Annotated in this window: 22 protein-coding genes; 10 read left to right on the forward strand and 12 right to left on the reverse strand. The window is 73.5% G+C overall.

Translation table 11 applies throughout. From position 1 onward, the window contains the following. Positions 1 to 1,438, reverse strand: a 1,438-nt coding sequence (locus tag LE548_RS07675; RefSeq protein ID WP_225095896.1) for an MFS transporter, incomplete at its 3' end; no start/stop codon positions are given. Positions 1,439 to 1,523: 85 nt separating this feature from the next. On the opposite strand from LE548_RS07675, the gene LE548_RS07680 reads away from it, so the two are divergent. Beyond that, positions 1,524 to 1,922 carry a MarR family winged helix-turn-helix transcriptional regulator gene (locus LE548_RS07680; RefSeq protein ID WP_225095897.1) on the forward strand — a complete coding sequence of 133 codons (399 nt, stop codon included), beginning with the start codon at positions 1,524 to 1,526 and terminating at the stop codon, positions 1,920 to 1,922. Between the two features lie 29 nt (positions 1,923 to 1,951). On the opposite strand, the gene LE548_RS07685 is transcribed toward LE548_RS07680, so the two are convergent. Further along, entirely contained in the window at positions 1,952 to 2,704 is a 753-nt protein-coding gene (locus LE548_RS07685; RefSeq protein WP_225095898.1) for a maleylpyruvate isomerase family mycothiol-dependent enzyme, read from the reverse strand. Positions 2,705 to 2,758: 54 nt separating this feature from the next. Continuing rightward, positions 2,759 to 3,928: an MFS transporter gene (locus tag LE548_RS07690; protein ID WP_225095899.1), complete on the reverse strand. Its 1,170-nt coding sequence runs from the start codon at positions 3,926 to 3,928 to the stop codon at positions 2,759 to 2,761. A gap of 415 nt (positions 3,929 to 4,343) precedes the next feature. On the opposite strand from LE548_RS07690, the gene LE548_RS07695 reads away from it, so the two are divergent. Beyond that, on the forward strand, positions 4,344 to 4,739 hold the full coding sequence (locus LE548_RS07695; RefSeq protein WP_225095900.1) for a luciferase family protein: 396 nt from the start codon (positions 4,344 to 4,346) through the stop codon (positions 4,737 to 4,739). Between the two features lie 95 nt (positions 4,740 to 4,834). Here LE548_RS07695 and LE548_RS07700 read toward each other — a convergent pair whose 3' ends face one another. Next, positions 4,835 to 5,614, reverse strand: a complete 780-nt coding sequence (locus LE548_RS07700) for a DeoR/GlpR family DNA-binding transcription regulator (RefSeq protein WP_225095901.1) — start codon at positions 5,612 to 5,614, stop codon at positions 4,835 to 4,837. Between the two features lie 125 nt (positions 5,615 to 5,739). On the opposite strand from LE548_RS07700, the gene LE548_RS07705 reads away from it, so the two are divergent. Next, the gene (locus LE548_RS07705) at positions 5,740 to 6,621 is read left to right on the forward strand and encodes an SIS domain-containing protein (protein WP_225095902.1); all 882 of its coding nucleotides are present in this window, start codon (positions 5,740 to 5,742) and stop codon (positions 6,619 to 6,621) included. A gap of 124 nt (positions 6,622 to 6,745) precedes the next feature. Next, positions 6,746 to 7,600 (forward strand): class II fructose-bisphosphate aldolase, encoded by an 855-nt coding sequence (locus tag LE548_RS07710; protein WP_225095903.1) that lies wholly within the window; start codon positions 6,746 to 6,748, stop codon positions 7,598 to 7,600. Between the two features lie 23 nt (positions 7,601 to 7,623). On the opposite strand, the gene LE548_RS07715 is transcribed toward LE548_RS07710, so the two are convergent. Then, positions 7,624 to 8,757, reverse strand: coding sequence for a methyltransferase (locus tag LE548_RS07715; protein WP_225096115.1), 1,134 nt, complete (start codon positions 8,755 to 8,757; stop codon positions 7,624 to 7,626). A gap of 67 nt (positions 8,758 to 8,824) precedes the next feature. On the opposite strand from LE548_RS07715, the gene LE548_RS07720 reads away from it, so the two are divergent. From LE548_RS07720 to LE548_RS07730, 3 genes are read left to right on the forward strand one after another with little or no spacing between them, the layout of a single operon-like run. Next, positions 8,825 to 9,475: an alpha-ketoglutarate-dependent dioxygenase AlkB gene (locus LE548_RS07720; protein ID WP_225095904.1), complete on the forward strand. Its 651-nt coding sequence runs from the start codon at positions 8,825 to 8,827 to the stop codon at positions 9,473 to 9,475. A gap of 46 nt (positions 9,476 to 9,521) precedes the next feature. After that, positions 9,522 to 10,760 carry an ROK family protein gene (locus LE548_RS07725; protein WP_225095905.1) on the forward strand — a complete coding sequence of 413 codons (1,239 nt, stop codon included), beginning with the start codon at positions 9,522 to 9,524 and terminating at the stop codon, positions 10,758 to 10,760. Further along, the gene (locus LE548_RS07730; RefSeq protein WP_225095906.1) at positions 10,757 to 11,554 is read left to right on the forward strand and encodes an NUDIX domain-containing protein; all 798 of its coding nucleotides are present in this window, start codon (positions 10,757 to 10,759) and stop codon (positions 11,552 to 11,554) included. Before LE548_RS07725 ends, LE548_RS07730 begins: the two co-directional genes overlap by 4 nt. Before the next feature lie 11 nt (positions 11,555 to 11,565). Here the strand turns inward: LE548_RS07730 and LE548_RS07735 are convergent, their stop codons facing one another. The 3 genes from LE548_RS07735 to LE548_RS07745 are packed head-to-tail and all read right to left on the reverse strand — an operon-like array spanning position 11,566 to position 13,646. Continuing rightward, positions 11,566 to 12,477 carry a phosphotriesterase gene (locus LE548_RS07735; protein WP_225095907.1) on the reverse strand — a complete coding sequence of 304 codons (912 nt, stop codon included), beginning with the start codon at positions 12,475 to 12,477 and terminating at the stop codon, positions 11,566 to 11,568. After that, positions 12,474 to 13,058 (reverse strand): DUF4865 family protein, encoded by a 585-nt coding sequence (locus tag LE548_RS07740; protein ID WP_225095908.1) that lies wholly within the window; start codon positions 13,056 to 13,058, stop codon positions 12,474 to 12,476. Before LE548_RS07740 ends, LE548_RS07735 begins: the two co-directional genes overlap by 4 nt. A 21-nt stretch (positions 13,059 to 13,079) precedes the next feature. Continuing rightward, entirely contained in the window at positions 13,080 to 13,646 is a 567-nt protein-coding gene (locus tag LE548_RS07745) for a TetR/AcrR family transcriptional regulator (RefSeq protein ID WP_225095909.1), read from the reverse strand. Between the two features lie 192 nt (positions 13,647 to 13,838). On the opposite strand from LE548_RS07745, the gene LE548_RS07750 reads away from it, so the two are divergent. Beyond that, a complete protein-coding gene (locus LE548_RS07750) occupies positions 13,839 to 14,129 on the forward strand; it encodes an SHOCT domain-containing protein (protein WP_225096116.1) in 291 nt (96 codons plus the stop codon). 192 nt (positions 14,130 to 14,321) lie between these two features. On the opposite strand, the gene LE548_RS46430 is transcribed toward LE548_RS07750, so the two are convergent. Continuing rightward, positions 14,322 to 15,020: an ATP-binding protein gene (locus tag LE548_RS46430; RefSeq protein WP_374116034.1), complete on the reverse strand. Its 699-nt coding sequence runs from the start codon at positions 15,018 to 15,020 to the stop codon at positions 14,322 to 14,324. Between the two features lie 254 nt (positions 15,021 to 15,274). Then, the gene (locus LE548_RS07760) at positions 15,275 to 15,598 is read right to left on the reverse strand and encodes a hypothetical protein (RefSeq protein WP_225095910.1); all 324 of its coding nucleotides are present in this window, start codon (positions 15,596 to 15,598) and stop codon (positions 15,275 to 15,277) included. Between the two features lie 308 nt (positions 15,599 to 15,906). On the opposite strand from LE548_RS07760, the gene LE548_RS07765 reads away from it, so the two are divergent. After that, a complete protein-coding gene (locus tag LE548_RS07765) occupies positions 15,907 to 17,031 on the forward strand; it encodes a PLP-dependent cysteine synthase family protein (RefSeq protein ID WP_225095911.1) in 1,125 nt (374 codons plus the stop codon). A gap of 13 nt (positions 17,032 to 17,044) precedes the next feature. Here LE548_RS07765 and LE548_RS07770 read toward each other — a convergent pair whose 3' ends face one another. Further along, positions 17,045 to 17,518, reverse strand: coding sequence for an SRPBCC family protein (locus LE548_RS07770; protein ID WP_225095912.1), 474 nt, complete (start codon positions 17,516 to 17,518; stop codon positions 17,045 to 17,047). Between the two features lie 68 nt (positions 17,519 to 17,586). Then, entirely contained in the window at positions 17,587 to 18,429 is an 843-nt protein-coding gene (locus LE548_RS07775) for a DeoR/GlpR family DNA-binding transcription regulator (protein WP_225095913.1), read from the reverse strand. Between the two features lie 604 nt (positions 18,430 to 19,033). Here LE548_RS07775 and LE548_RS07780 point away from each other — a divergent pair. Then, positions 19,034 to 21,370: a hypothetical protein gene (locus tag LE548_RS07780; RefSeq protein WP_263635863.1), complete on the forward strand. Its 2,337-nt coding sequence runs from the start codon at positions 19,034 to 19,036 to the stop codon at positions 21,368 to 21,370. The last annotated feature ends 23 nt before the right edge of the window (positions 21,371 to 21,393 follow it).

Consider the following 21,393-nt stretch of genomic DNA (forward strand, 5'->3'; position numbering starts at 1 on the left):
CGACGACGAGCGACGGCCGGGCACGGCGGCTGCGCAGGCCGGTGAGGGTGATCAGCAGGCCGGCCAGGGAGATGCCCGTCACGACGAGGAAACCGGGGCGGTAGCTGTCGAGGACGGCCTGCGGGGTGGCGTGTGCGGGGGCGCCCGCGGTGACCACGGCCGTCACCACCGCCAGGAACAGCGCGCCGCCCACCTGCACCGAGGTGTTGAGCAGACCGGAGACCATGCCCTGCTCGTGGTCCTCGACCCCGTTGGTGGCCTGGATGTTGAGCGAGGGGAAGACCAGCGCGCAGGCCGCGCCGATCAGCAGCATCGACGGCAGGACGACGGCCGCGTACACCGGGTCGAGGTCGACGCGCAGGAACAGCGCGTACCCGAGGGCCATGAAGGCGAAGCCGAGCGCGATCAGCCGCGGGGTGCCGAACCGGTCGACGATCGCGCCGACCTTCGTGGAGGACACCGCCACCAGCGCGCCCGCCGGCAGGAACGCGAGCGCCGTGTGCAGCGCCGACCAGCCGAGCAGGGACTGCATGTACAGCGTGGTCAGGAACTGGAAGCCCACGTAACTGCCGAAGAAGGCGATCGCGCCGAGCTGGGCGCGCACCTGGTTGCCCGAGCGCAGCACACCCAGCCGGATCAGCGGGCTCGGCGAGCGTCGCTCGACGAGGACGAAGGCGGTCAGCAGCACCGCGACGGCGAGGAACGACAGCAGCGTACGTGCCGAGGCCCAGCCGGCCTCGGGAGCCTGCACGACGGTGTAGACCAGCAGCAGCATCGAGGCGGTGCCGAGGACGGCGCCCGGGATGTCGTAGCCGTCGTGGTTCTCCTCGCGAGCGCTGCGCGGCAGCAGCCTGAGGCCCGCGACCAGCGCGATGAGGGCGATCGGCGCGGGCAGCAGCATGGTGAAGCGCCAGCTGGCCTCGGTGAGCAGGCCGGAGAGCACCAGGCCCATGGAGAAGCCGGTGGCGGCGCAGGTGGTGTAGATGGACAGGGCCCGGTTGCGCAGCGGGCCCTCCGGGAACGTCGTGGTGATGATCGACAGGCCGGCCGGTGCCGTGAAGGCCGCGCTCAGGCCCTTGATGAAGCGGCTGGCGATGAGCAGCGGACCCGAGTCCACGAGCCCGCCGAGCAGCGAGGCGAGCGCGAAGACGCCGAGGGCGACGAGGAACACCTGGCGCCGGCCGAGCAGGTCGGCGGTGCGTCCCCCGAGAAGGAGCAGGCCTCCGTAGCCCAGGATGTAGCCGCTGACGATCCATTGCAGCGTCGACGTGGACAGGTGCAGGTCGGAGCCGATGGACGGCAGCGCGACGCCGACCATCGACACGTCCAGCGCGTCGAGGAACATCGCCGCGCAGAGCACCAGCAGGGTGCCCCACAGCCGGGGAGTCCAGCGGACCGTAGGGGACGGGGCCGCGGAGGTGGTGAGCGGAGAGGTCATGGCGACGACACTACATGCGCATGCATCGAATGCAAATGCATTTAATTACGATGCAACAAACCCGTTTCTCTGCTACCGTGCGCTCATGGCGGCGAACAAGGCCGAGCAGGAGCTCGTGGAGCAGTGGCGGGACATCCTGGCGCTGCATGCCCGGACCCAGAGCGAGCTGGACCGGGCGCTGAGCGGACACGGCCTGTGCTCCAGCGACTTCGAGGTGCTCGACCTGCTGGCCGAGGACGCGGCGGCGGACGACGGCACCACCTACCGCGTCCAGGAGATCTCCGAGCGGGTCCATCTCAGCCAGAGCGCACTGTCCCGGCTGATCGGCCGGCTGGAGAAGGAAGGCCTCGTCGAGCGCGCCATGTGCCCCGTGGACCGGCGCGGGGTGTGCGTGGCGCTGACGGCCAAGGGGCGCGCGCTGCACGGCGAGGTACGGCCGGTGCAGCGCGCGGTGCTGGCCCGGATGCTGACCGAGGCCGGCTGACTGAGCCGGCTCACGGGGCCGGCCCGGGGTCAGAAACCGCCCTTCTCCCGCCACAGTTCGGCCAGCGAGCGATCGCCGCTCACGTGCGGCACCGGCGCGCGGTTCCACAGGGCCAGGTACAACCCGTCGGCGGGGCCCGACAGTTCGGCGTCGGCCTCGCCGTCCACGCCCCGCACGCTCACCGGCGGCTCGGCCGAGAGCCGTACGGTCCACACCGCGTCCGCCCCCGCGTCCAGCGCGCGCACCCGCAGGACACGCGGCTCCGGGGTGCGCAGCCGGCTCCGGGAACGGGCGTGGAAGCCGAGCAGCAGCTCGTCGATGCCGTCCACGGCGAAGTCCGGCCCGAGATCCGGGGCGACGGGGGACGCCGTACCGCCGCGCGCCGCCTCCGCGTCGTAACGGTGGACGGTCGTCTCGTGCGCCTGGCGGCGGGTCCAGAACGCCAGCGGTGACGGGTTGGGCGCCGCATGGAACGTCCAGCACTCCAGGTCGGCGGGTGCGGCGGACAGCGTGTCGACCAGCAGGCGGTGACTGTCCCGGTACCAGTCCACCAACTCGGTGCCGTCCAGGTCGGGCAGGTCGCCGAAGGGGCGGGGTGTGGTGTTCCCGTCGGCGACGACACCGGCCGCCCAGCGGTGCACCGCGCCGGTGTGCCGCAGCAGGTCGCCCACCTGCCATGCGGGGCAGGTCGGCACCTTGGCGTCGGTTCCCGCTGCGTCGGCGGCCGCCGCGAGCAGCCGGCCCTCCCGGTCCAGAGTCTTGAGGAAGTCGGCAGTGTCCATGGGGTGAGTGTGCCGCATGAAGCGCGCTTCGGGGTTCGCCATGGTCCGGTGTCGTCAGCGGCCCATGGCCCGCCGTGTCGTGACGCCGATGACCGCGGCGACGGCGGCCAGCGCGGCCACACTGGTGAGCGCAGCCGGCAGGGAGAACCAGTCGGCCATGAAGCCGATCGAGGGCGGACCGAGGAGCATGCCGCCGTAGCCCAGAGTGGAGGCGACGGCGACGCCGGACGGGCCGGTCAGCGCGCCGGCCCGCTCCACGGCGACCGGGAAGAGGTTGGCCAGCCCGAGCCCGGTGACGGCGAAGCCGACCAGTGCCGCCCACACGGTGGGCGCGAGGGAGCCGAGCAGCATGCCGGCCGCCGCGACTGTGCCGCCGGCGATCACGGTCCGGGCGCGGCCGAGGCGTTCCAGGAGCGTCGTCCCGGTCGCCCGGCCGACGGTCATGGCCAGCGCGAAACACGCGTACCCTGCCGCCGCCACCCCCGAGGAGGCCGCGAGGTCCTGCTGGAGGTGCAGCGCACCCCAGTCGGCCATGGCGCCCTCGCCGTAGGCGGTGCACAGGGCGACCAGTCCGAAGACGAGAACCAGCCCGCGCCCGCCGGTGCGCGCTGCGCCCCCGAGGGCCGGCTCCGCGCGCTGCGGCGCACGCGGTGCCGGCGGCCGCTGCCGCAGCAGAGTGCGCCCGGCGACAGCCGTGACGAGCAGCCCGACGAGGGTGAGTCCGAGCAGATGCCGGGTGGGGGAGAGGGCGCCCGCGACCAGTCCGCCGAGACCGGCGCCGATCATCCCGCCGAGGCTGAACGCGGCATGGAACGTGGGCATGACGGGCCGCCCCAACGCGGCCACCAGATCGACGGCGGCGCTGTTGAAGGCCACATTTATCCCGCCGTAGGCGGCGCCGAAGACCAGCAGTACCCCGCCGAGCGCGGCCGCGGAGTGGGTGAGCGGGGGCAGGCCGACGCTGAGCGAGAGCAGGACGGCACAGACCACGGTGACCGGATGGCTGCCGTAGCGCCGGCACAGCCGCCCGGTGAGGGTCATCGTGATCACGGCACCGGCGGAGACACCGAGGAGTGCCAGACCGAGATCGCCGGCGGAGGAGTGGGTCTGCTCCTTGATGGCGGGGATCCGGACGACCCACCCGGCGAAGACGAAGCCGTCCAGGGCGAAGAAGGCGGTGAGGGCGATCCGGAGGCGGGTGAGTGCGTGACTGCTGCCCGGCACGACGCTGTGCGATCGGGTTTTGTTTATTTGCGGCACAAACTCAGGTTAGGGGCGGTGGAGGGGAGGAGCAAGGGCTTGCCCGGGTATTCGCCCGTCACCTGCGGGCCGACGGTGTTCACATGGCAAGACGGCCGGGGCGGCTCCTCACCCGCTCCGGCGGCACCGGCCGGGTCGGTGGCGCGGGCCGCCCCTGGCTCCGGGCGAGGGGGGCACCGGTGCCCGTGGAGTGAACGATGTGTCCTCGACCTGCGGAGACTTGTGCGCTCTCACGTCGCCGGTGTCGTCAACGCAGCGCGGATCACCCCCCGTTCGCGGTGGCGGGCGTGTCTCCCCGCGCGTTCTCCACACGGATACAGGTCGGTTAATGCTTGCTCACGAGCTGGTTGCCGACGGGTGAGCGGGCCATGATGGGCCCATGACGTTGGCCTCGCGCGCGCTCGCGCAACTGGCGACCTGGCCCGACCTGAGCCAGGCGGTCCCGAGCTGCGGTCTGGGACAGGCGGTGAGTTCGGCCCAGGGCGAGATCGCCCACTTCCACTCGGACCGGGATGTCGATCTGCACCTGACCGACCGGGCCATCCGGCGCTTCGCCAAGGACTTGAAGGGCTCCGGGGCGATCAGGATCGTGCCCGGCTCGCAGTGGGTGACCCTGCGCCTCGACGCCGCGAGCGACGTCGACCTGCTGCTGACCCTGGTGAGTGTGGCGCTCCAGGCCCAGCAGACCTGGCCCGACCCGGCCGACCGGCCCGTGACCGGCTGCAACGACCAGCGTGGCGCGGGCTTTGTGAAGGCCGACCTCGGCCGGATCTGAGCCGGCGGCGGGCAGCCTCTGCGGCCGCCTGGCGCCGGGGACTTGTGCCGCGCGGGCTCTGTATGAACGGCGGCCGTCGTCGAGGCGGCCGGCCCTCACACTGCCAGGACTCCGACCCCCGCCTCCTCGAACCGGCGTACCGTCTCCTGCGGCACCGCCGAGTCCGTCACGAGCGTGTCCACCAGCTCCGCCCCGCAGATCCGGGCGAACGCCCGCCGGCCCAGCTTGCTGGAGTCGGCGGCGACCACCACCCGCTCGGCGCGCTCGCACAGCAGCCGGTTGATCGCGGCCTCCGCCTCGTCGTGCGCCGCCGCGCCGTGCGTGACGTCGAAGGCGACGACCCCGAGCACGGCCACGTCCAGCGTGATCTGCCCGAGCACTCCGTCCGCGAGCGGGCCGATGAGCTCGTACGACTGCGGACGCGCCACCCCGCCCGTCACCACGATCTTGAACTGAGGGCGTACGGCGAGCTCGTTGGCGATGTTGAGCGCGTTGGTGACGATCGTCAGCGCCGGTGAGCCGCTGGACAGATCCCCGCGCACGGCCAGGGCGCGGGCCACCTCCGTGGTGGTCGTACCGCCGGTCAGCCCCACTGCCTCGCCCGGCGCCAGCAGTTCGGCCACGGCCTTGGCGATGCGCTGCTTCTCGGAGGCGCGGCGGGCCGTCTTGTAGCGCAACGGCAGTTCGTAGGACACCCCGTGCACCACCGCTCCGCCCCGGGTGCGCACCAGCATCTGCTGCTCGGCGAGCTGGTCGAAGTCCCGGCGGATCGTCGCCGCCGACACCCCCAGCTCGGCCGCCGCTTCCTCGACGTCCAGCCGGCCGCGCTCCACGAGCAGTTCCAGCAGCGCCTTCCAGCGGGCGTCCCGCGACATCCGCAGCCTCCGTTCTGAAGTGTTCTCGGTGACCCTAGCGCACCACTCTCTGCGCGTTGATGCTTGATTGTGCTCGAAATATCGCTATATCTTGCAGGAACAATCAGCGAGGGAGAGTGTGGGCCATGACCCATGTCGAGGACGAGCTGAACAGCCAGCCGGAGTGCTGGACGAGGGCCGCCGAGGGCGCGGAGCGGCACAAGGCCGCGCTGCCGGAGCCCGGGGAGAGGGTCGCGATCGTGGGGTGCGGGACCTCGTACTTCATGGCACAGGCAGCGGCGGGCCTGCGCGAGGGCGCCGGGCAGGGCGAGACCGACGCGTTCGCCGCCTCCGAGTTCCCGTACGGGAGGCCGTACGACCGGATCGTCGCCCTCACCCGCTCCGGTACGACCACCGAGGTGCTGGAACTGCTGGGCAAGGTGCGGGGGCGGAGCCGTACCACCGCCGTCACCGCCGACCCCGCCACGCCCGTCATGTCCGCCGCCGACGACCTCGTCGTGCTGGACTTCGCCGACGAACGCTCTGTCGTGCAGACCCGGTTCGCGACCACCGCACTCACCCTCCTGCGCGCCCATCTCGGCCTGCACACCGACTCCGTCGTCGCCGACGCGCGCGCGGCCCTCGCCACTCCTCTTCCCGAACAGCTCGTCGCCTGCACCCAGTTCACCTTTCTGGGGCGCGGCTGGACGGTCGGACTCGCCAACGAGGCCGGGCTGAAGATGCGCGAGGCCTCGCTGGCCTGGACCGAGGCCTACCCGGCGATGGAGTACCGGCACGGCCCGATCAGCATCACCACCGAGGGCACGGCCACCTGGATGCTCGGTGAGGCACCCGAGGGCCTCGCCCGACAGGTCGGCGCCACCGGGGGGTTGTGGATCGGGGGCGGACTCGACCCGCTCGCCGAACTCGTCCGCGTCCAGCGCCTCGCGGTCGCCGTAGCCGCCGCGCGCGGCCTCGACCCCGACCGGCCGCGCCACCTCACCCGCTCGGTGATCCTCGCGCCCTGAGGACACGAAGTCCCGAAGCCCGGAGGACCTGAACTCCCGGGGCCCTGAGGCCTTGAGGTCCCGAGGCCCCGAAACCCGGCCGCCTTCGCCCGACCCCGGTCCGCGTCACGGAAGGACATCCCACGTGCCCCTCGCGTCCACCGGCGAGCTGGTCACCGCCGCCGCCACGGCCCGCTCCGCCGTCGCCGCCTTCAACGTCATCACCCTGGAACACATCGAGGCCGTCATCGCCGGCGCCGAGGCGGCCGGCTCGCCCGTCGTCCTCCAAGTCAGCGAGAACGCGGTCAAGTTCCGCTACGGACGGCTGCTGCCGCTCGCCCGCGCGGCCGTCGCCGCCGCCGAACGGGCCGCCGTACCCGTCGCGTTGCACCTGGACCACGTACAGAGCGACGACCTGCTGCGTCAGGCGCCCGGCGCCGGGTTCAGCTCGGTGATGTACGACGCGGCCCGCCTGCCCTACGCCGACAACCTCTCCGCCACCCGGGCCGCCGCCGACTGGGCCCACGCCCAAGGGCTGTGGATCGAGGCCGAGCTGGGGCAGATCGGGGGCAAGGACGGCCGCCCCCCGCTGGAAGCCCACGCGCCCGGCGCGCGCACCGACCCCGACCAGGCGCTGGACTTCGTCAGCGGGACCGGCGTCGACGCCCTGGCCGTCGCCATCGGCAGCGTGCACGCGATGACCACCCGTACCGCCGATCTCGACCACGCCCTGCTCAAGCGGCTGTCCGCCGCGCTCGGCCTCCCGCTCGTCCTGCACGGCTCCTCCGGCGTACCGGACGCCGGGCTGGTCGAGGCGGTCGTCGGCGGCATCACCAAGGTCAACGTCGGCACGGCGCTCAACGCGGCCATGACCGGCGCGATCCGGGAGTTCCTCGCCGCGCATCCCGAGGCCGTGGACTCGCGCAAGTACCTCAGCGTGGGCCGGGAGGCCATGGCCCAGGAGGTGCGCCGGATCATCGGGGTGCTGGCCCGGACCTGAGGCCGGCCGCGCGAGCGCCCGGGTCAGTCCTTCCGGACCGCCCGCAGCACCACGAACTTCGGGTCGGAGGCCACCAGTTCACTGTTCCCGAACAACCGCCGCAGCTTCACGTGATACCCCAGATGCCGGTTGCCGATCACCCACAGCTCGCCGCCCGGCCCCAGCGCGCGCTTCGCGCCGGTGAACATGCGCCACGCCGTCGCGTCGGTCGTCGCCTGGTGAGAGTGGAACGGCGGGTTGTTCAGCACCAGGTCCACACTGCGCGGCGCCACCCCGGCCAGCCCGTCCCCGACCCGGAACTCCGCGTGTCCCGGCACCCCGTTGGCCTTGTACGTCGCCTCGGCCGAGGCAACGGCCTGGAACGACTCGTCCACGAACAGCACCTCGGCCGACGGGTCCGCCAGCGCCACGGCCGTACCCACGACACCGTTGCCGCAGCCGAGGTCCACCACGCGCCCCGCGCCCGGACCGGGCAGGTGCTGGAGGAAGAAACGCGTACCGATGTCGAGCCGGTCGGCGCAGAAGACGCCCGCGTGATTGACGACCGTGCGCCCCGACACCGGCCCGATGCCCTGAGGGAGGGCGTAGCTGTACGGCCACGGGTTCGCGGGCCGCTTCAGCGCCGGATCCGGGGTGCAGAGGATCAGCCGGGCCTTCTGCCGCGCCAGTGAGGTCCGGGTCGGCCCGAGGATCCGCTCGAACAGCTGGAGCGTGGAGGTGTGGATCTCCTTCACCATGCCGGTGCCGACGACGACCGTGTCCGCGTGCACGGCGGGCGCCAGCCGCAGCAGCTGGTCCTCCAGCAGCGCCAGGCTCTTCGGCACCCGCACCAGCAGCACGTCCACCCGCTGCGGCGGCGGATCCTGGGTGGTGAGCAGCGGGACGGCACCGGGCTCGACGCCGGCCCGGGCCAGGTTCACCCGGGTCGCTTCCTGGCTCAGGAAGGAGTCGGTGATCTGCGTCGGCCGGTGCTCCGCGAGCGCCGTGGCCAGCGCGCCCCAGCGGTCCCCGACCACCACGACCGCGCCGGTGAGCGGCACCCCCTCCTCGGCCAGATGGCGCAGCAGGTACGCGTCGGAGGCGTCCCAGGCGCGCAGCCGGTCGCGGGGATCCTCGGGGAAGCGGGTCAGCTCGACCTCGCCCCACGGTGTCGTCATACGGTCGCTCATCGTGCGTCCAGGCTAGCCGAGCCGCAGATCAGGGGTGGTGCGGCAGGATGGGAGCATGGAGGACGAGCTGTTTTCCCGGGGGCGTGCGGAGGTCGCGCCGGGCGCCGTGCACGCCCCGGCCTGGCTGGACCGCGCACGGCAGCGCGACCTGCTCGCCGCCAGCCGGAACTGGGCGCGGCCCCCGGCCGGGCTGCGCACCGTCCGCACCCCGGGCGGCGGCACGATGACCGCCCGGCAGGTCTGCCTCGGCTGGCACTGGTACCCGTATGCCTACGCCCGTACCGTCGTCGACGGCGACGGGGCTCCCGTCAAGCCCTTCCCGGCCTGGCTCGGCGAGCTGGGCCGCCGCGCGGTGGCCGACGCGCTCGGCCCGGACGCGGTCCCGGCGGCGTCGTACGACATCGCGCTGATCAACTTCTACGACGGCGACGCCCGCATGGGCATGCACCGTGACGCCGACGAGCGCGTGGACGCCCCGGTGGTCTCGCTGAGCCTCGGCGACACCTGCGTCTTCCGCTTCGGCAACACCGAGACGCGTGCCAGGCCGTACACCGACGTGGAGCTGCGCAGCGGCGATCTGTTCGTCTTCGGCGGGCCGTCCCGGCTCGCCTACCACGGAGTGCCGCGCGTGCGCCCCGGTACGGCACCGCCGTGGCTGGGCCTCGCCGGACGGCTGAACATCACCCTGCGGGTGAGCGGGCTGTAGCGGGCGGCCGGGAACCACTCCAGCGGATCATGGGAGACTCGCCCTCATGAGCGGCAAGGCGGACCCCCGGACGGCGGGGGAGAGAACGACCCCGAGGGCGCGGCTGGACCGGGGGCGCGGTGCGCTCGGACCCGCGCTGGAGCTCGTGCACACCGGACGGGCGCCGACCCGGGCCGTGCTCACCGCGGAACTCGGGGTCACCCGGGCGACGGCGGGCGCGGTGGCCGCCGAGCTGGAGGCGCTCGGGCTGATCCGGGTGGACGCCCGGCCCGGCGCGGCGGCCGGATCGCAGGGGCGCCCCTCGCACCGGCTGGAGGTCGCCGAGGACGGGCCCGTGGCGCTGGCGGCCCAGGTCCACGCCGACGGGTTCCGGGCCGCGCTCGTCGGTCTCGGCGGGCGGATCGTGGCGACCGCGCCCGGCTGCGAGACCGTCGACGCCGACCCGGCGAAGGTCCTCGGCTCCGTCGTGGAAGCGGGCGCCGAGCTGCTGCGCACGACCGGCCGCCGCTGTGTGGGCGCCGGACTCGCCGTGCCGTCCGCCGTCGCCGAACCCGACGGACTGGCCCTCAACCCCCTCCACCTGGCCTGGCCCGTCGGCGCCCCCGTCCGGCAGATCTTCGCGGAGTGCGTGCGGGAGGCGGGCCTCACCGGCCCCGCGTTCGCCGGCAACGACGTCAACCTCGCCGCGCTCGCCGAACACCGGCACGGCGCCGGCCGGGGCGCCCGCGACCTGCTGTGCGTGGCCACCGGGCACCGGGGCGTCGGCGGCGCCCTGGTGCTCGACGGCCGTCTGCACACCGGCAGTTCGGGCCTGGCCCTGGAGGTGGGCCACCTCACCGTCAACCCGGAGGGCCGCCCCTGCCACTGCGGCAGCCGGGGCTGTCTGGACGTCGAGGCGGACCCGCTGGCGCTGCTCGTCGAGGCGGGCCGCGAGCCGGGCCCCGAGGTGTCCCTGCTCCAGCAGGCCAACGACCTGCTGCGCACGCAGTACGACGACCCGGCCGTCCGCACGGCCGCCGAGGCCCTGATCGACCGTCTCGGCCTCGGCCTCGCCGGACTGGTCAACATCCTCAACCCCGACCGCATCATCCTCGGCGGCCTGCACCGCACCCTCCTGGACGCCGACCCCGGCCGGCTCCGAGCGGTCGTCGCCGACCGCAGCCTGTGGGGCCAGAGCGGGGGCGTGCCGATCCTGGCCTGCACGCTGGACCACAACAGCCTCGTCGGCGCGGCCGAACTGGCCTGGCAGCCGGTCCTGGACGACCCGCTGGCGGCACTGCGGTGACCGGTCCGGCCGGGGACGGCGTGGACATCCTGCCCGCAGCCGGCATCCGCCTGGTCGAGACCGCCCTGCCGGAGCTGTCGCGGCCGCACCGCGCGGCGATGGACCAGGCGTGGGCGGAGTCGGTACGGGCCAACCCGGCCTTCTTCGACGGACCGGTGGCCGCCCTCGTCGCAGTGGAGAGGGACGGGACGGACGGCCTGGTGCTGTCCTGGGCGCGGGCCAGTTACCGATACCGCGCCCTGCGGCACGTGCCCGGCTCGCCCGCGCTGTCGTCCCTGTTCGTGTCCGTGCTCCAGCCCACCGACGACGGCCGTGTGCTGGTGGGCCGGATGGCCCCCTCGACCTCGGCCCCGGGCCGCTGGCAGCTCCCCGGCGGAACCGTCGAACCCCCCGATCCCGACGGGGAGTTGGACCTCGCCGCGCTGCGCGCCCACGCCGCCCGCGAACTGGCCGAGGAGACCGGCTCCGCCACCCCGGCCGCCGCCCTCACCCCATGGCTGACCACCCGGGGCGCACGCGGCAGCGTCGGCGTGGCGTTCACCGCCCCGCCGCGCCCCGCACGGGAGTTGTACGACGGCTACGCCGAGCTGGTCCGGGCAGAGAGCGCCCGTGGCGCCGAACCGGAGTTCGACCGCGTCGAGTTGATCGGCTCGCTCTCCGATCTGGACGGCCTCGAAGGCCCCGTCGTCGACTATCTGCGCCCGGTCGTACGCCACCACAGGGGCACGGGGAACCGCGCGGCAGGCCACGGACGGCCCGTGGCCGCCGAACGACCGGACCACGCGGGTGCGTAGGCGAAGACCGACTACCGCCAGTCGGCCCCGAACGCCCGCCCCGGATGCTCGGTGAGGATCCGGTCGACCAACTCCGCGCCCAGCTCGGCCTCAAGCCGGGGCCGAGCCCTGCGCAGCAGGTACGGCATGCCGGGCCCGCCGTCGACCGAGCGCGCGCCGGCGAGCACCGTGTCGCCGCCGAGCAGCAGCCGGTCGGCGAAGCCGGCCTCGGCCAGGGCCCGGACCGCCTCCGGCATGCGCCAGTCGGTGGCGTGATGGGCGCGGGAGGGCCCGTCGAAGGCCAGCCAGCAGCCCGACGCGGCGGCCTCCCGCTGCACCACCGGGTCGGGGGAGCGGTTCAGATGGCCGAGGATCACCCGGTCACCCGGCACCCCGGACTCGCCGCACAGCAGGTCCAGTACGTCCAGCGCGCCGGTGCCCAGCTCCAGGTGCACGGCGATGGGCGCGCCGGTGGCGTGGTGGGCCTCGGCCGCCGCCTTCATCGTCCAGCGGGCGTGCGCGTCGAGGGCGTGGAAGCCGCCCGCCACCTTGATCAGCCCGGCCCGCACCCCCGTCGTACCGATGCCCTCGGTCAGTTCGGCCACGAACAGCCCGGCGAGACCGGCGCCGCGCAGCTGGTCGAGCAACTCGGGGTCGTGGTGCGCGGCTTGGTGCAGGCCCGTCGCGCAGACCAGTCGTACACCGGTGGCCCGGGACAGCTCGGGCAGGTCCGCCGCCCGCCGGCCCATGCCGTGCGGTGTCCACTGCACGACGGCCGCTCCGCCCACCGCCCGGAACGCGGTCAGCTCGGCCCGGGCCGCGACCGTGTCGTCCAGCTCCTGACCGGGGAACTGCGGGCTGCTCAGGAAGAGATGGTCGTGCGCGTCGCACACGCCCAGCTCCTCGGGCGGGAGGTCGCCGAGGACCGTGCGGACACGGCTCACCACTGCCGGCCCCGGGGGAGCCGGTCCCGGCCGGGGGCGGACAGGTGCAGCACCTGGAAGAGGTCCCCGTCGGCTTTGGGCGCATCGTGCTCCCAGAGGGAGAAGTGCACCAGCTCCCATGCGCGCGTGTCCACGGCGGCCGCCGCCAGCACCGCGCCGTCCTGGGCCGCCAGCCGCGCGGTCTCGGCCGCCGCGTCGGTCATGAACGCCGCCAACTCCACACCCTCCGGGACGGGTTGACGCCGACGCACGGCGAACGCCGGGGCGGATCCGGTGGCGGTGCCCTCCTCGAAGGCCAGGCCGGTCCACTGTCGTATGTCCGGCCGGCCGAAGTCGCGGACGGGACCCTGGAAGGTGCCGCCCCACAGGAAGCTGTTCATGCCCTCCATGGTGTTCCAGAGGTAGAACGGCCCGTACTGGTTCACCGGCGAGCCGTGCACCCCGCGCTCGCGCAGGATGTACGTCTTGATGCCGAGGCCGTCCCAGTCGTCCAGCAGGTGCGCGACGCGGGCGACGCGCGAGCGGATGATGCCCATGTCGTAGTCGGCGGGCAGGGTGAACTGGTACTGCATGGCGTGCATGTCGCGATTCCCTTCGCGGTCTCAGGCGGAGGTTCGGGGTGTGAGCAGAGACAGCAGGCCGCGGACGCCCGCGTCGAACGCGGCGGGGGAGCCCGAGGCGCGGGCCAGGACATAGCCGCCCTGGATGGTCGCGAGGACGGCCGCGCCGATCTCCTCGCCGTCCAGTTCGGGCGCGAACTGCCCCTGGCGCTGGCCCTCTTGGACGGTCTTTGCGATCAGCTGCCGGATCCGGGTGATCGTCTCGTCCACCGGCGCGCGCAGCTCGTCGCTGGCGATCACGTCGGGGTCCATCGTCAGCCGGCCGATCGGGCAGCCGCGCAGCACGTCACGCTCGCGCAGCAGATACGTCTCGATGCGCTCGAACGGCGTGCCCGGTCCGGCGAGGACGCGCTCCGCGGTGGCGCACAGCTCGTCGGCGGTGCGTCTGATCGCGGCCAGGGCGAGGTCCGGCTTGCCCCTGAAGTGGTGGTACATGCTGCCCTGGCCCGCGCCCGCGCGTTCCAGGATCGCCTTGGGGCTCGTCCCCACGTATCCGCGCTCCCACAGCAGCTCGCGGGTGGACTCGATCAGCCGTTCCGAGGTGCTCATGAAGCTACTGTACATACTAGTAGTTACAGAACGCCAGTGTCTTCGGGGAGCAGTGCGCCACCCTCGTCGTACTCCCCGGGGGGTACGCGCACGGCCGCCGGGCGCACGACGACCCGGACCCCCTGCCGGAGGGAGGCTCGTGTCATCCCCGCAAGAACGACGACGAGCAAGGCGACAAGGGAGATGACCGAGATGCAGACCCTGGCGAGCTGGCACGGCGGGCCCGGCCCGTGGATCCTGTTCTTCCCGCTGATCTGGGCGGTCGTGGTGATCGGCGCCGTGACGGTGCTGCGGCGCACCGCGTGGCGCGGCCGCGGCGGCCCCTGGGGTCCCGGCGCGGGCGGCCGCCCGGCCGGTGACTCACCGCTCGCCGTCCTCGGTCGCCGGTTCGCCTCCGGCGAGATCGACGAGGACGAGTACTGGCGCCGCCTGTCCGTCCTGGAGGAGCAGTTCGGCCGCACGGGGAAGCGCGGTCCGGCATGACCCCGCCCCGGCCGTCGTCGGTCGGGACGGCTGACTCCCGTGCTACGCACAGGGGTTGAAGCGTACGTGTGCCTTTCCGGTGGCGTGCACCACAGGTGCCGGGACCGTGCGCGGCCACGGGTCGGTCATGGCTGGTCGCGCAGTCCCCGCCGTTCGGGGCGCTCCACGCGGAGGTCGGGTCTCACCGCCCGGTCAGCCGGAAACGGCCGGCCGGGCGGGAGTTTGTACCCCGGACGCGACGGAGGCGTGCACCACGGTGGGCGCGGGCGTCGCCCCCGAAGTCGCGCTCCCGACCGGAGCCGTGGCAGCGACGGGCGTCCCGGCGGACAGGGGAACCGCGGCGGGCACGGGAGCCCCGGCCGCCACCGAAGCCCCGGCGGCCGCCGGCACCGCGGCGCTGACCCGGGCCGGTTCCGGTGCCGGTCGTGCCGTCTGGGTCGTACCGCGCGGTGTGCCCGCCGGGTGGGTCCGGGCGGCCGCAGGCGCGGGGAGCGTGAACCACACGATCTTGCCGTTCTCGCCGTCCGGCCGCGCGCCCCAGCTCTCGCTCACCGCCGCCACCATCGCCAGCCCCCGGCCGCAGGTGGCCAGCGGACCGGCGTCCGGGGTGTCCGCGGTGTCGACCGGCACCGGCAGCCGGGGGTCGTTGTCGCGCACCGAGACGGTGAGCCGGTCCGGGCGCAGTTCCAGCTCGACCGTGCACGACTTGTCGGGCCTCGCGTGCCGGTGAACGTTGCTCAGCAACTCCGTCACACCGAGCGCGGCCCGGTCTATCAACGGGTCCATATGCCAGTACCGCAACTGTGCAGATACGATTCTGCGGACCTGACCGATCCGCGACGGCAGGGCTTGAAGCTCCACCGTGCAGTGCCTGCTCGGATGACTGATCACTGCTGCGACTCCCCGATGCAGAGGTCCGGACGGACCGGAAGAACACGGAGAACAACGGATCCAGCAGGGTGCTTGCGTCCAAACGTCCGCCTGCTGTCATGGCCGGCGGGCTGGTTCGCAGCGTTATCGCCGGTAAACCCAGAGTGACGTGAGAACAGCGTGACAGGGCGGATGCGCTCCCGCAACTCGCCGCGACGGAACGCTGCTCGGAGTAATGACGGCCGGTGGCCGGTGCCGGCCGACCGGGGTGTGGCTCAGCCGCCGCGCCCGGCGGCCCTGCGCACCGCCTCGATGAACCGCCGTGCCGCGGGCGGCCCCGGCTCGCCCGGAGCGGGGTCGTGCTCGCCCAGCGTCAGCAGGTACCGGTGGCCGTTGAGGTCGGCCAGCGCGCGGTCGTCCGGCGCGAACCACGGCTTGGACGCCCGCACCGCCTGCACCGGGGCGCTGTCGATCTCACTGCCGTAGCTGTTGAGCAACTCCAGCCTGCCGTCGTTGATCCGGACCTGCCCGGCCCGCGTGAGCGAGCGCAGCCGTTTGCCGATCCGCACGCCCGTGGCCGTGAACTCCGGCTCCGCCATCGTGTGCCGCCCCCTTGCGCGTGTGCTTCCGCGATCCAGTGTGCGCCCCCGTTCGGGACGATCGGTCCCGTCGCGTGCAGTCTGCCCCGAGGCCGCCGAGAGCACCAGTGCACGCGGGGCGCGTACGGTGGCCGACCCGGAGCACTCCCGCCAATGCGCCCCCGCCGTTCTCGCACGCGCCCGGTCTCAGGGTGGCTTTGAGTCGCCCAAAGATGCGTTTATGCAGGTGGGAAGCGGTGTGAAAGATGCCTATGCTCGACGTGCCGACCGCGTCAGCGCCGTCGGCGCCCAGCGTAAGGAGCACCGCCGTGAGCACTACCCCTCAGGCCCGGACCGGCGCCACCCTCGACGTCGACCGCAGTGACGCCGCCTACCGCGACTGGCTGAAAGACGCCGTGCGCAAGGTCCAGGCCGACGCCAATCGCTCGGCGGACACGCACCTGCTGCGCTTCCCGCTGCCCGAGCGGTGGGGCATCGACCTCTACCTGAAGGACGAGTCGACCCACCCCACCGGGAGCCTCAAACACCGCCTCGCCCGCTCCCTGTTCCTCTACGGCCTCTGCAATGGCTGGATCCGACCCGGCCGCCCCGTGATCGAGGCGTCCAGCGGCTCGACCGCCGTCTCGGAGGCCTACTTCGCCAAGCTGATCGGCGTGCCCTTCATCGCGGTCATGCCCCGCACCACGAGCGCCGAGAAGTGCCGCCTGATCGAGTTCCACGGTGGCCGGTGCCACTTCGTGGACGACTCCCGGAAGATGTACGAGGAGTCGGCCCGTCTCGCGGTGGAGACCGGCGGCCACTACATGGACCAGTTCACCTACGCCGAGCGGGCCACGGACTGGCGCGGCAACAACAACATCGCCGAATCCATCTTCCGCCAGCTTCAGTTGGAGCGGTTCCCGGAGCCGGCGTGGATCGTCGCCACGGCGGGCACCGGCGGCACCTCGGCGACCCTCGCCCGCTACGTCCACTACATGCAGTACGACACCCGGATCTGTGTCGCCGACCCGGAGAACTCCTGCTTCTTCGAGGGCTGGACCAGCGGCGATCCGGACGTCACCTGCGACTGCGGCTCCCGGATCGAGGGCATCGGCCGGCCGCGCATGGAGCCGAGCTTCGTGCCCGGCGCGATCGACCGGATGATGAAGGTCCCGGACGCGGCCAGCGTCGCCGCCGTACGCTCCCTGGAACGGGCCATCGGGCGCAAGGCGGGCGGCTCCACGGGCACGGGGCTGTGGAGCGCGCTGAAGATCGTCTCCGAGATGGTGGCCGAGGGCCGTACCGGCAGCGTCGTCACCCTGCTGTGCGACCCGGGCGACCGCTACCTCGACAAGTACTACTCCGACGCCTGGCTCGTGGAGCAGGGTCTGGACATCACGCCGTACACGGCGGCGATCGAGGCCCTGCTGTCGACGGGTGTCTGGCCGGACTGAACGCGCGGGCGGGTCAGCGGGCTGCTGAGCCCAGCCGGCGGTCCAGTGCCGCGACCGCCTGACGGACGGACCGGCCGACGCCCGGCCGGATGAGCCGGGCCACCGTGCGGAAGGCGGCCGTACCGTCGAGGGCGAAGGTCATCCGCACCCGGGTGCCGGTACCCGCCGGGGCCAGCCGCCACTCCTCGACCCAGGCGCGGGCGCCCGGGGTGTTCGTCACGTCGACCCGGTACGCGTACACCTCGGGTGCCTTTGCCACCAGCACCGTCTCCTGGAAGCGGATGCCGCCGCGCAGCCGTACCTCACGCCCGCCCTCGGCCGGCCGGGCGGAGGCCACCGCCGGAAACCACGCGGGCCAGCCGGGCACGTCCTCGGCGAGGGCGTGGAAGACCGCCGCCGGGGCGGCGGCCATGTCCCGCATGAACACCAGCCGTACCGGCGCGCCGTCGACGAACTCCGGCCCGACCGGGCGCAGACGCTGCGGCATGACGCGAACCCCCTCGTGAAGTCCCGTGCGGAAGCGGGGCGTTGCGGGGCAGCGTAGTTGACGGGCCGTCAGATGTCCTCGTCCGCTTCGGGCTCGGGTTCGGGTTCGCCCGCCACGATGAGCCGCGGCAGATGCTCCGAGATCTCCGTGCGCGCCTCGGCCGGCAGGCCTGCGTCGGTGACGAGCGTGTGCACCTGCTCCAGCGCGGCGAAGGAACTCAGGCCCACCGTGCCCCACTTGGTGTGGTCGGCGACCACCACGACCCGGCGCGCGGAGTGCACCAGCCGACGGTTGGTCTCGGCCTCCGCGAGGTTCGGCGTGGACAGCCCCGCCTCCACCGATATGCCGTGCACACCGAGGAAGAGCAGATCGAAGTGGAGGGCGGCGATCGCCTGGTCGGCGACCGGGCCCACCAGCGAGTCCGAGGGGGTGCGCACCCCGCCGGTCAGCACCACCGTCGCCGCGCCCTGCCGCTGGCCCGAGGTGCGCTGCGCCGCGTGAAAGACGTCCGCGACCCGCACCGAGTTCGTCACGACGGTCAGATCGGGCACCTCCAGCAGGTGCTGCGCGAGCGCGTACGTCGTCGTACCGCCGGACAGAGCGATCGCCGTGCCTGGCGTGACCAGCCGGGCCGCGGCCCGCGCGATGTCCTCCTTGGCGGTCAGCTCCAGACCCGACTTGGCCTCGAACCCCGGCTCATGGGTGCTGGCCTCGACCACCGGGACCGCACCGCCGTGAACCTTCTCCAGCATGCCCTGGCGGGCGAGGGAGTCCAGATCCCGGCGCACGGTCATGTCCGACACGCCGAGCTTGCGGGTCAGCTCGTTGACCCGCACACCGCCCCGGCGCCGGACCTCGTCCAGGATCAGGGCGCGGCGCTGCTCCGCGAGGAGGTTCTGATTCTCGCTCACGTACGCTCCGGCTCCTTTCGCCGCCAACGGTCCGACGCGCCCGGCACACCGGCTTCGACCAGGAGATTCCGTACGACCGGAGGTGCGCGGGCGTCCCATCTTTTCACGGGTGGGTACCGGTTGCGCCACCCGCCTGTCACGAAGCGCACATGCCACTCGGGTCTCCGCTGTTCCCGTCCGTTGTCACACGGATCGGGGAGATTCCGTGACGAGCGGTGTGCGGCGCCGGTGGAGCGTAGATCCTGATGCCCGCATCGACTCAGGCCTTCGGGCGCGTCACGGGGGTGCGACGACAGTGGACCGCGCGCAGGACCGCCCCATCGGGCGACGGACGGACACACACGACGAACAGCAGACCGACCTGGCGGCCGGCGACACCGCCCCGGACACCGACCGGACCGGCAGCGGTGCGGGGAAAGAGAGTGACCGGACAGGCGTGGGTGCCGGGGCGGGGGCCGACCGCACGGGTACGGGTGCCGGGACCGACAGCGAGGGCACGGGTACGGGTGCGGGGACGCAGACCCGGCGGACGAGCACCGGTGCCGGGGCGGGTACGGGTGCTGGGAAGTGGACCGAACGAGCGGATGCCGGTGCCGGGGCGGGGATGGAGCGTAAGGGCGCAGAGCCCGAGGCGCGGATCGGGCGGGCGGAGCCGGATGCGGGGCCGGCGACCGGTCGCAAGGGTGGCGCGCCCGAGTCCGAGCTGGAGCTGCTGGTGCACGGGGTCGGTGGCACCACGCCCGAGAAGATGCTCGGCGACCCGCGCACGGTCCGGATCACCGGTGACGACACGGCCGCGGTCTTCCGGCGCGCGGCCGACGCCGACCCCCGCAAGGGGGCACGCGGCGAGCCGGTGCAGGAGGCGTACGTCTGGTGCAACCTGACCTCCGGCGACAGCAGCCGCGCCCTGTGGCTCCTACTCCTGCCGTTCATGGTGGTCAACCTCGCCCACTGGATGCGCCCCGCCACGACCGGCCGGCCGCGCGCCGTCCGCTTGTACGGTCTCCTCGTCCGCCTGACCGCCCTCACCCTGACGGTGCTGCTGGTGGCCGCCGCCTGCGAGGTGGCCCTGGACCTGGTGGCCTGGCAGTGCGCGGGCGTCCACGACTGCGCGCGCCGCCACTCCTGGCTGACCTTCTCCGCCGCCGGAGCGCCCGGCGGCGACGGCGGCTGGTGGAGCCTGCCCGGGCGCCGGCTCGCGCTCGCTGCGCTGGTTCCGGCCGCGCTGACCCTCCTCCTGTGGTATCTCTCGCGTCGCACCTGGAGCGCCTACGAGTCGCACCGGCCCATGGACCGCGACCCCGAGCCGGAGACCGACGGCAGCGCGCTGGCCCGGCCCGGCTTCTGGTACGGGCGCCGCCTGGTGGCCCGGCTGCGCGCCGCGCACACCGCGGCGGCCCTGCTGACGGTGGCCGCCGCCGTCGCGACCCCGGCGGCCCACTACGACCACCGGCCGGGCGGTCCCGCGGCCCTGAACGCCCTGAGCTGGCTGCTGACCGCGGCCCTGCTGGCCTGGGCGGCCGCGGCGGTGGGCGTGGTCTGCCGCCGGGGCCGCAGCGAGAACCGCCTCGACCGGCGACTCGACCGGCATCTCGTACGCCGGCTGCCGCTCGGCGCGCTCGGCCTCCTGCTGCTCACCGCTCTCTACGCCGGCTGGTCCCGGCCCGGCTGGCACTCCACCGGGCGGCTGCCCGGCGACCCGGCCTTCGGCGCCCTGATGCTGGCCCAGGGGCTCCTCGTCATGGCCCTCGCCGTCGTCGCGCGGAACCTGCACCGCCGGAGCCCCGACCGGCGCGCCGGGATGCGCGGCCTCGGCGGTCCGGCGGTCGCGCTGCTCGCCTGTGCGCTGGGCGGTGTGATGTCCGGCGGGGTCGCTCAGCGCGTCGCCGGCTGGCTGTCCGGCACCGGTGGTCTGCCCGTCGGTCCGCCCGTGCTGCTGACCTGGCAGGCGTCCACCATCCCGCCGGTTCTCGCGGTCCTGCTGCTCCTCGCCGTCCGGCTCGGCTCCGATGCCGCCCGGGTCGCCCGCGCCGAACGCGGCCGGATCCGCCACGAGCACCCCGGCGAGCCTGAGGACCCCGGCCGCACCCGGGCCATCGCCCATGTCCGGGCCATGGCCACCCTCACCGACCGGGCGCCCCTCGTCGTCGCCGTACTCACCGCCACCACCTTCGTGCTCGGCGCCCTCGCCCTTGCCGGTGCCATGGCCACCGGCAAGACACCCGACGGAGCGGCCCGCCGCACCTACGACGTCCTGCGGACCGCCGCCGACACCTCGCAGGCGCTGGGCTCCTGGCTGGTCGGGTTCGGCTTCCTGCTGTTCGTGACCTGGGGCCGGCGCGCCTACAAGGACGCCTCGGCCCGGCGCACCATCGGCATCCTCTGGGACGTCGGCACCTTCTGGCCGCGCGCCGCCCACCCCTTCGCGCCCCCGTGCTACGCCGAGCGCGCCGTACCCGACCTGACCTGGCGGATGGCGACCTGGACGCAGCGCACCGGAGGCCGGCTCGTCCTCTCCGGGCACTCGCAGGGCAGCGTCCTGGCCGCGGCCGCCGCCTGGCAGCTGACCCCGTCGGCACGCAAGCGGATCGCCCTGCTGACCTACGGCTCTCCCCTGGAGCGCCTCTACGGCCGCTGGTTCCCCGCCCATTTCGGGCCGCCCGCGCTCGCCGCCCTGCACCGCGACGTCGCCTGCTGGCGCAACCTCCACCGCCGTACCGACCCCATCGGCGGCCCCGTCCGCGTCCCCGACGACGACACCGCCCCGGAGGTCGACCACGCTCCCTTGCGGGACCCGCTCGCCTACGGCCGCACGCCCGACCATCCCCTCCCGGCGCCCATCCTCGGCCACTCCGACTACCAGGCGGACCCTGTCTTCGCCCGGGAACGGGCCCGCTTGCTGAGCCGACTGCGCCCAGAGGTGCCGGGACAGCGAAGGTGAGCGGCCCTAAAGGGCGCGGGGCC

Source organism: Streptomyces sp. CoH27 (genome assembly GCF_020181035.1).
Taxonomy (GTDB): Bacteria; Actinomycetota; Actinomycetes; order Streptomycetales; family Streptomycetaceae; genus Streptomyces; species Streptomyces camelliae.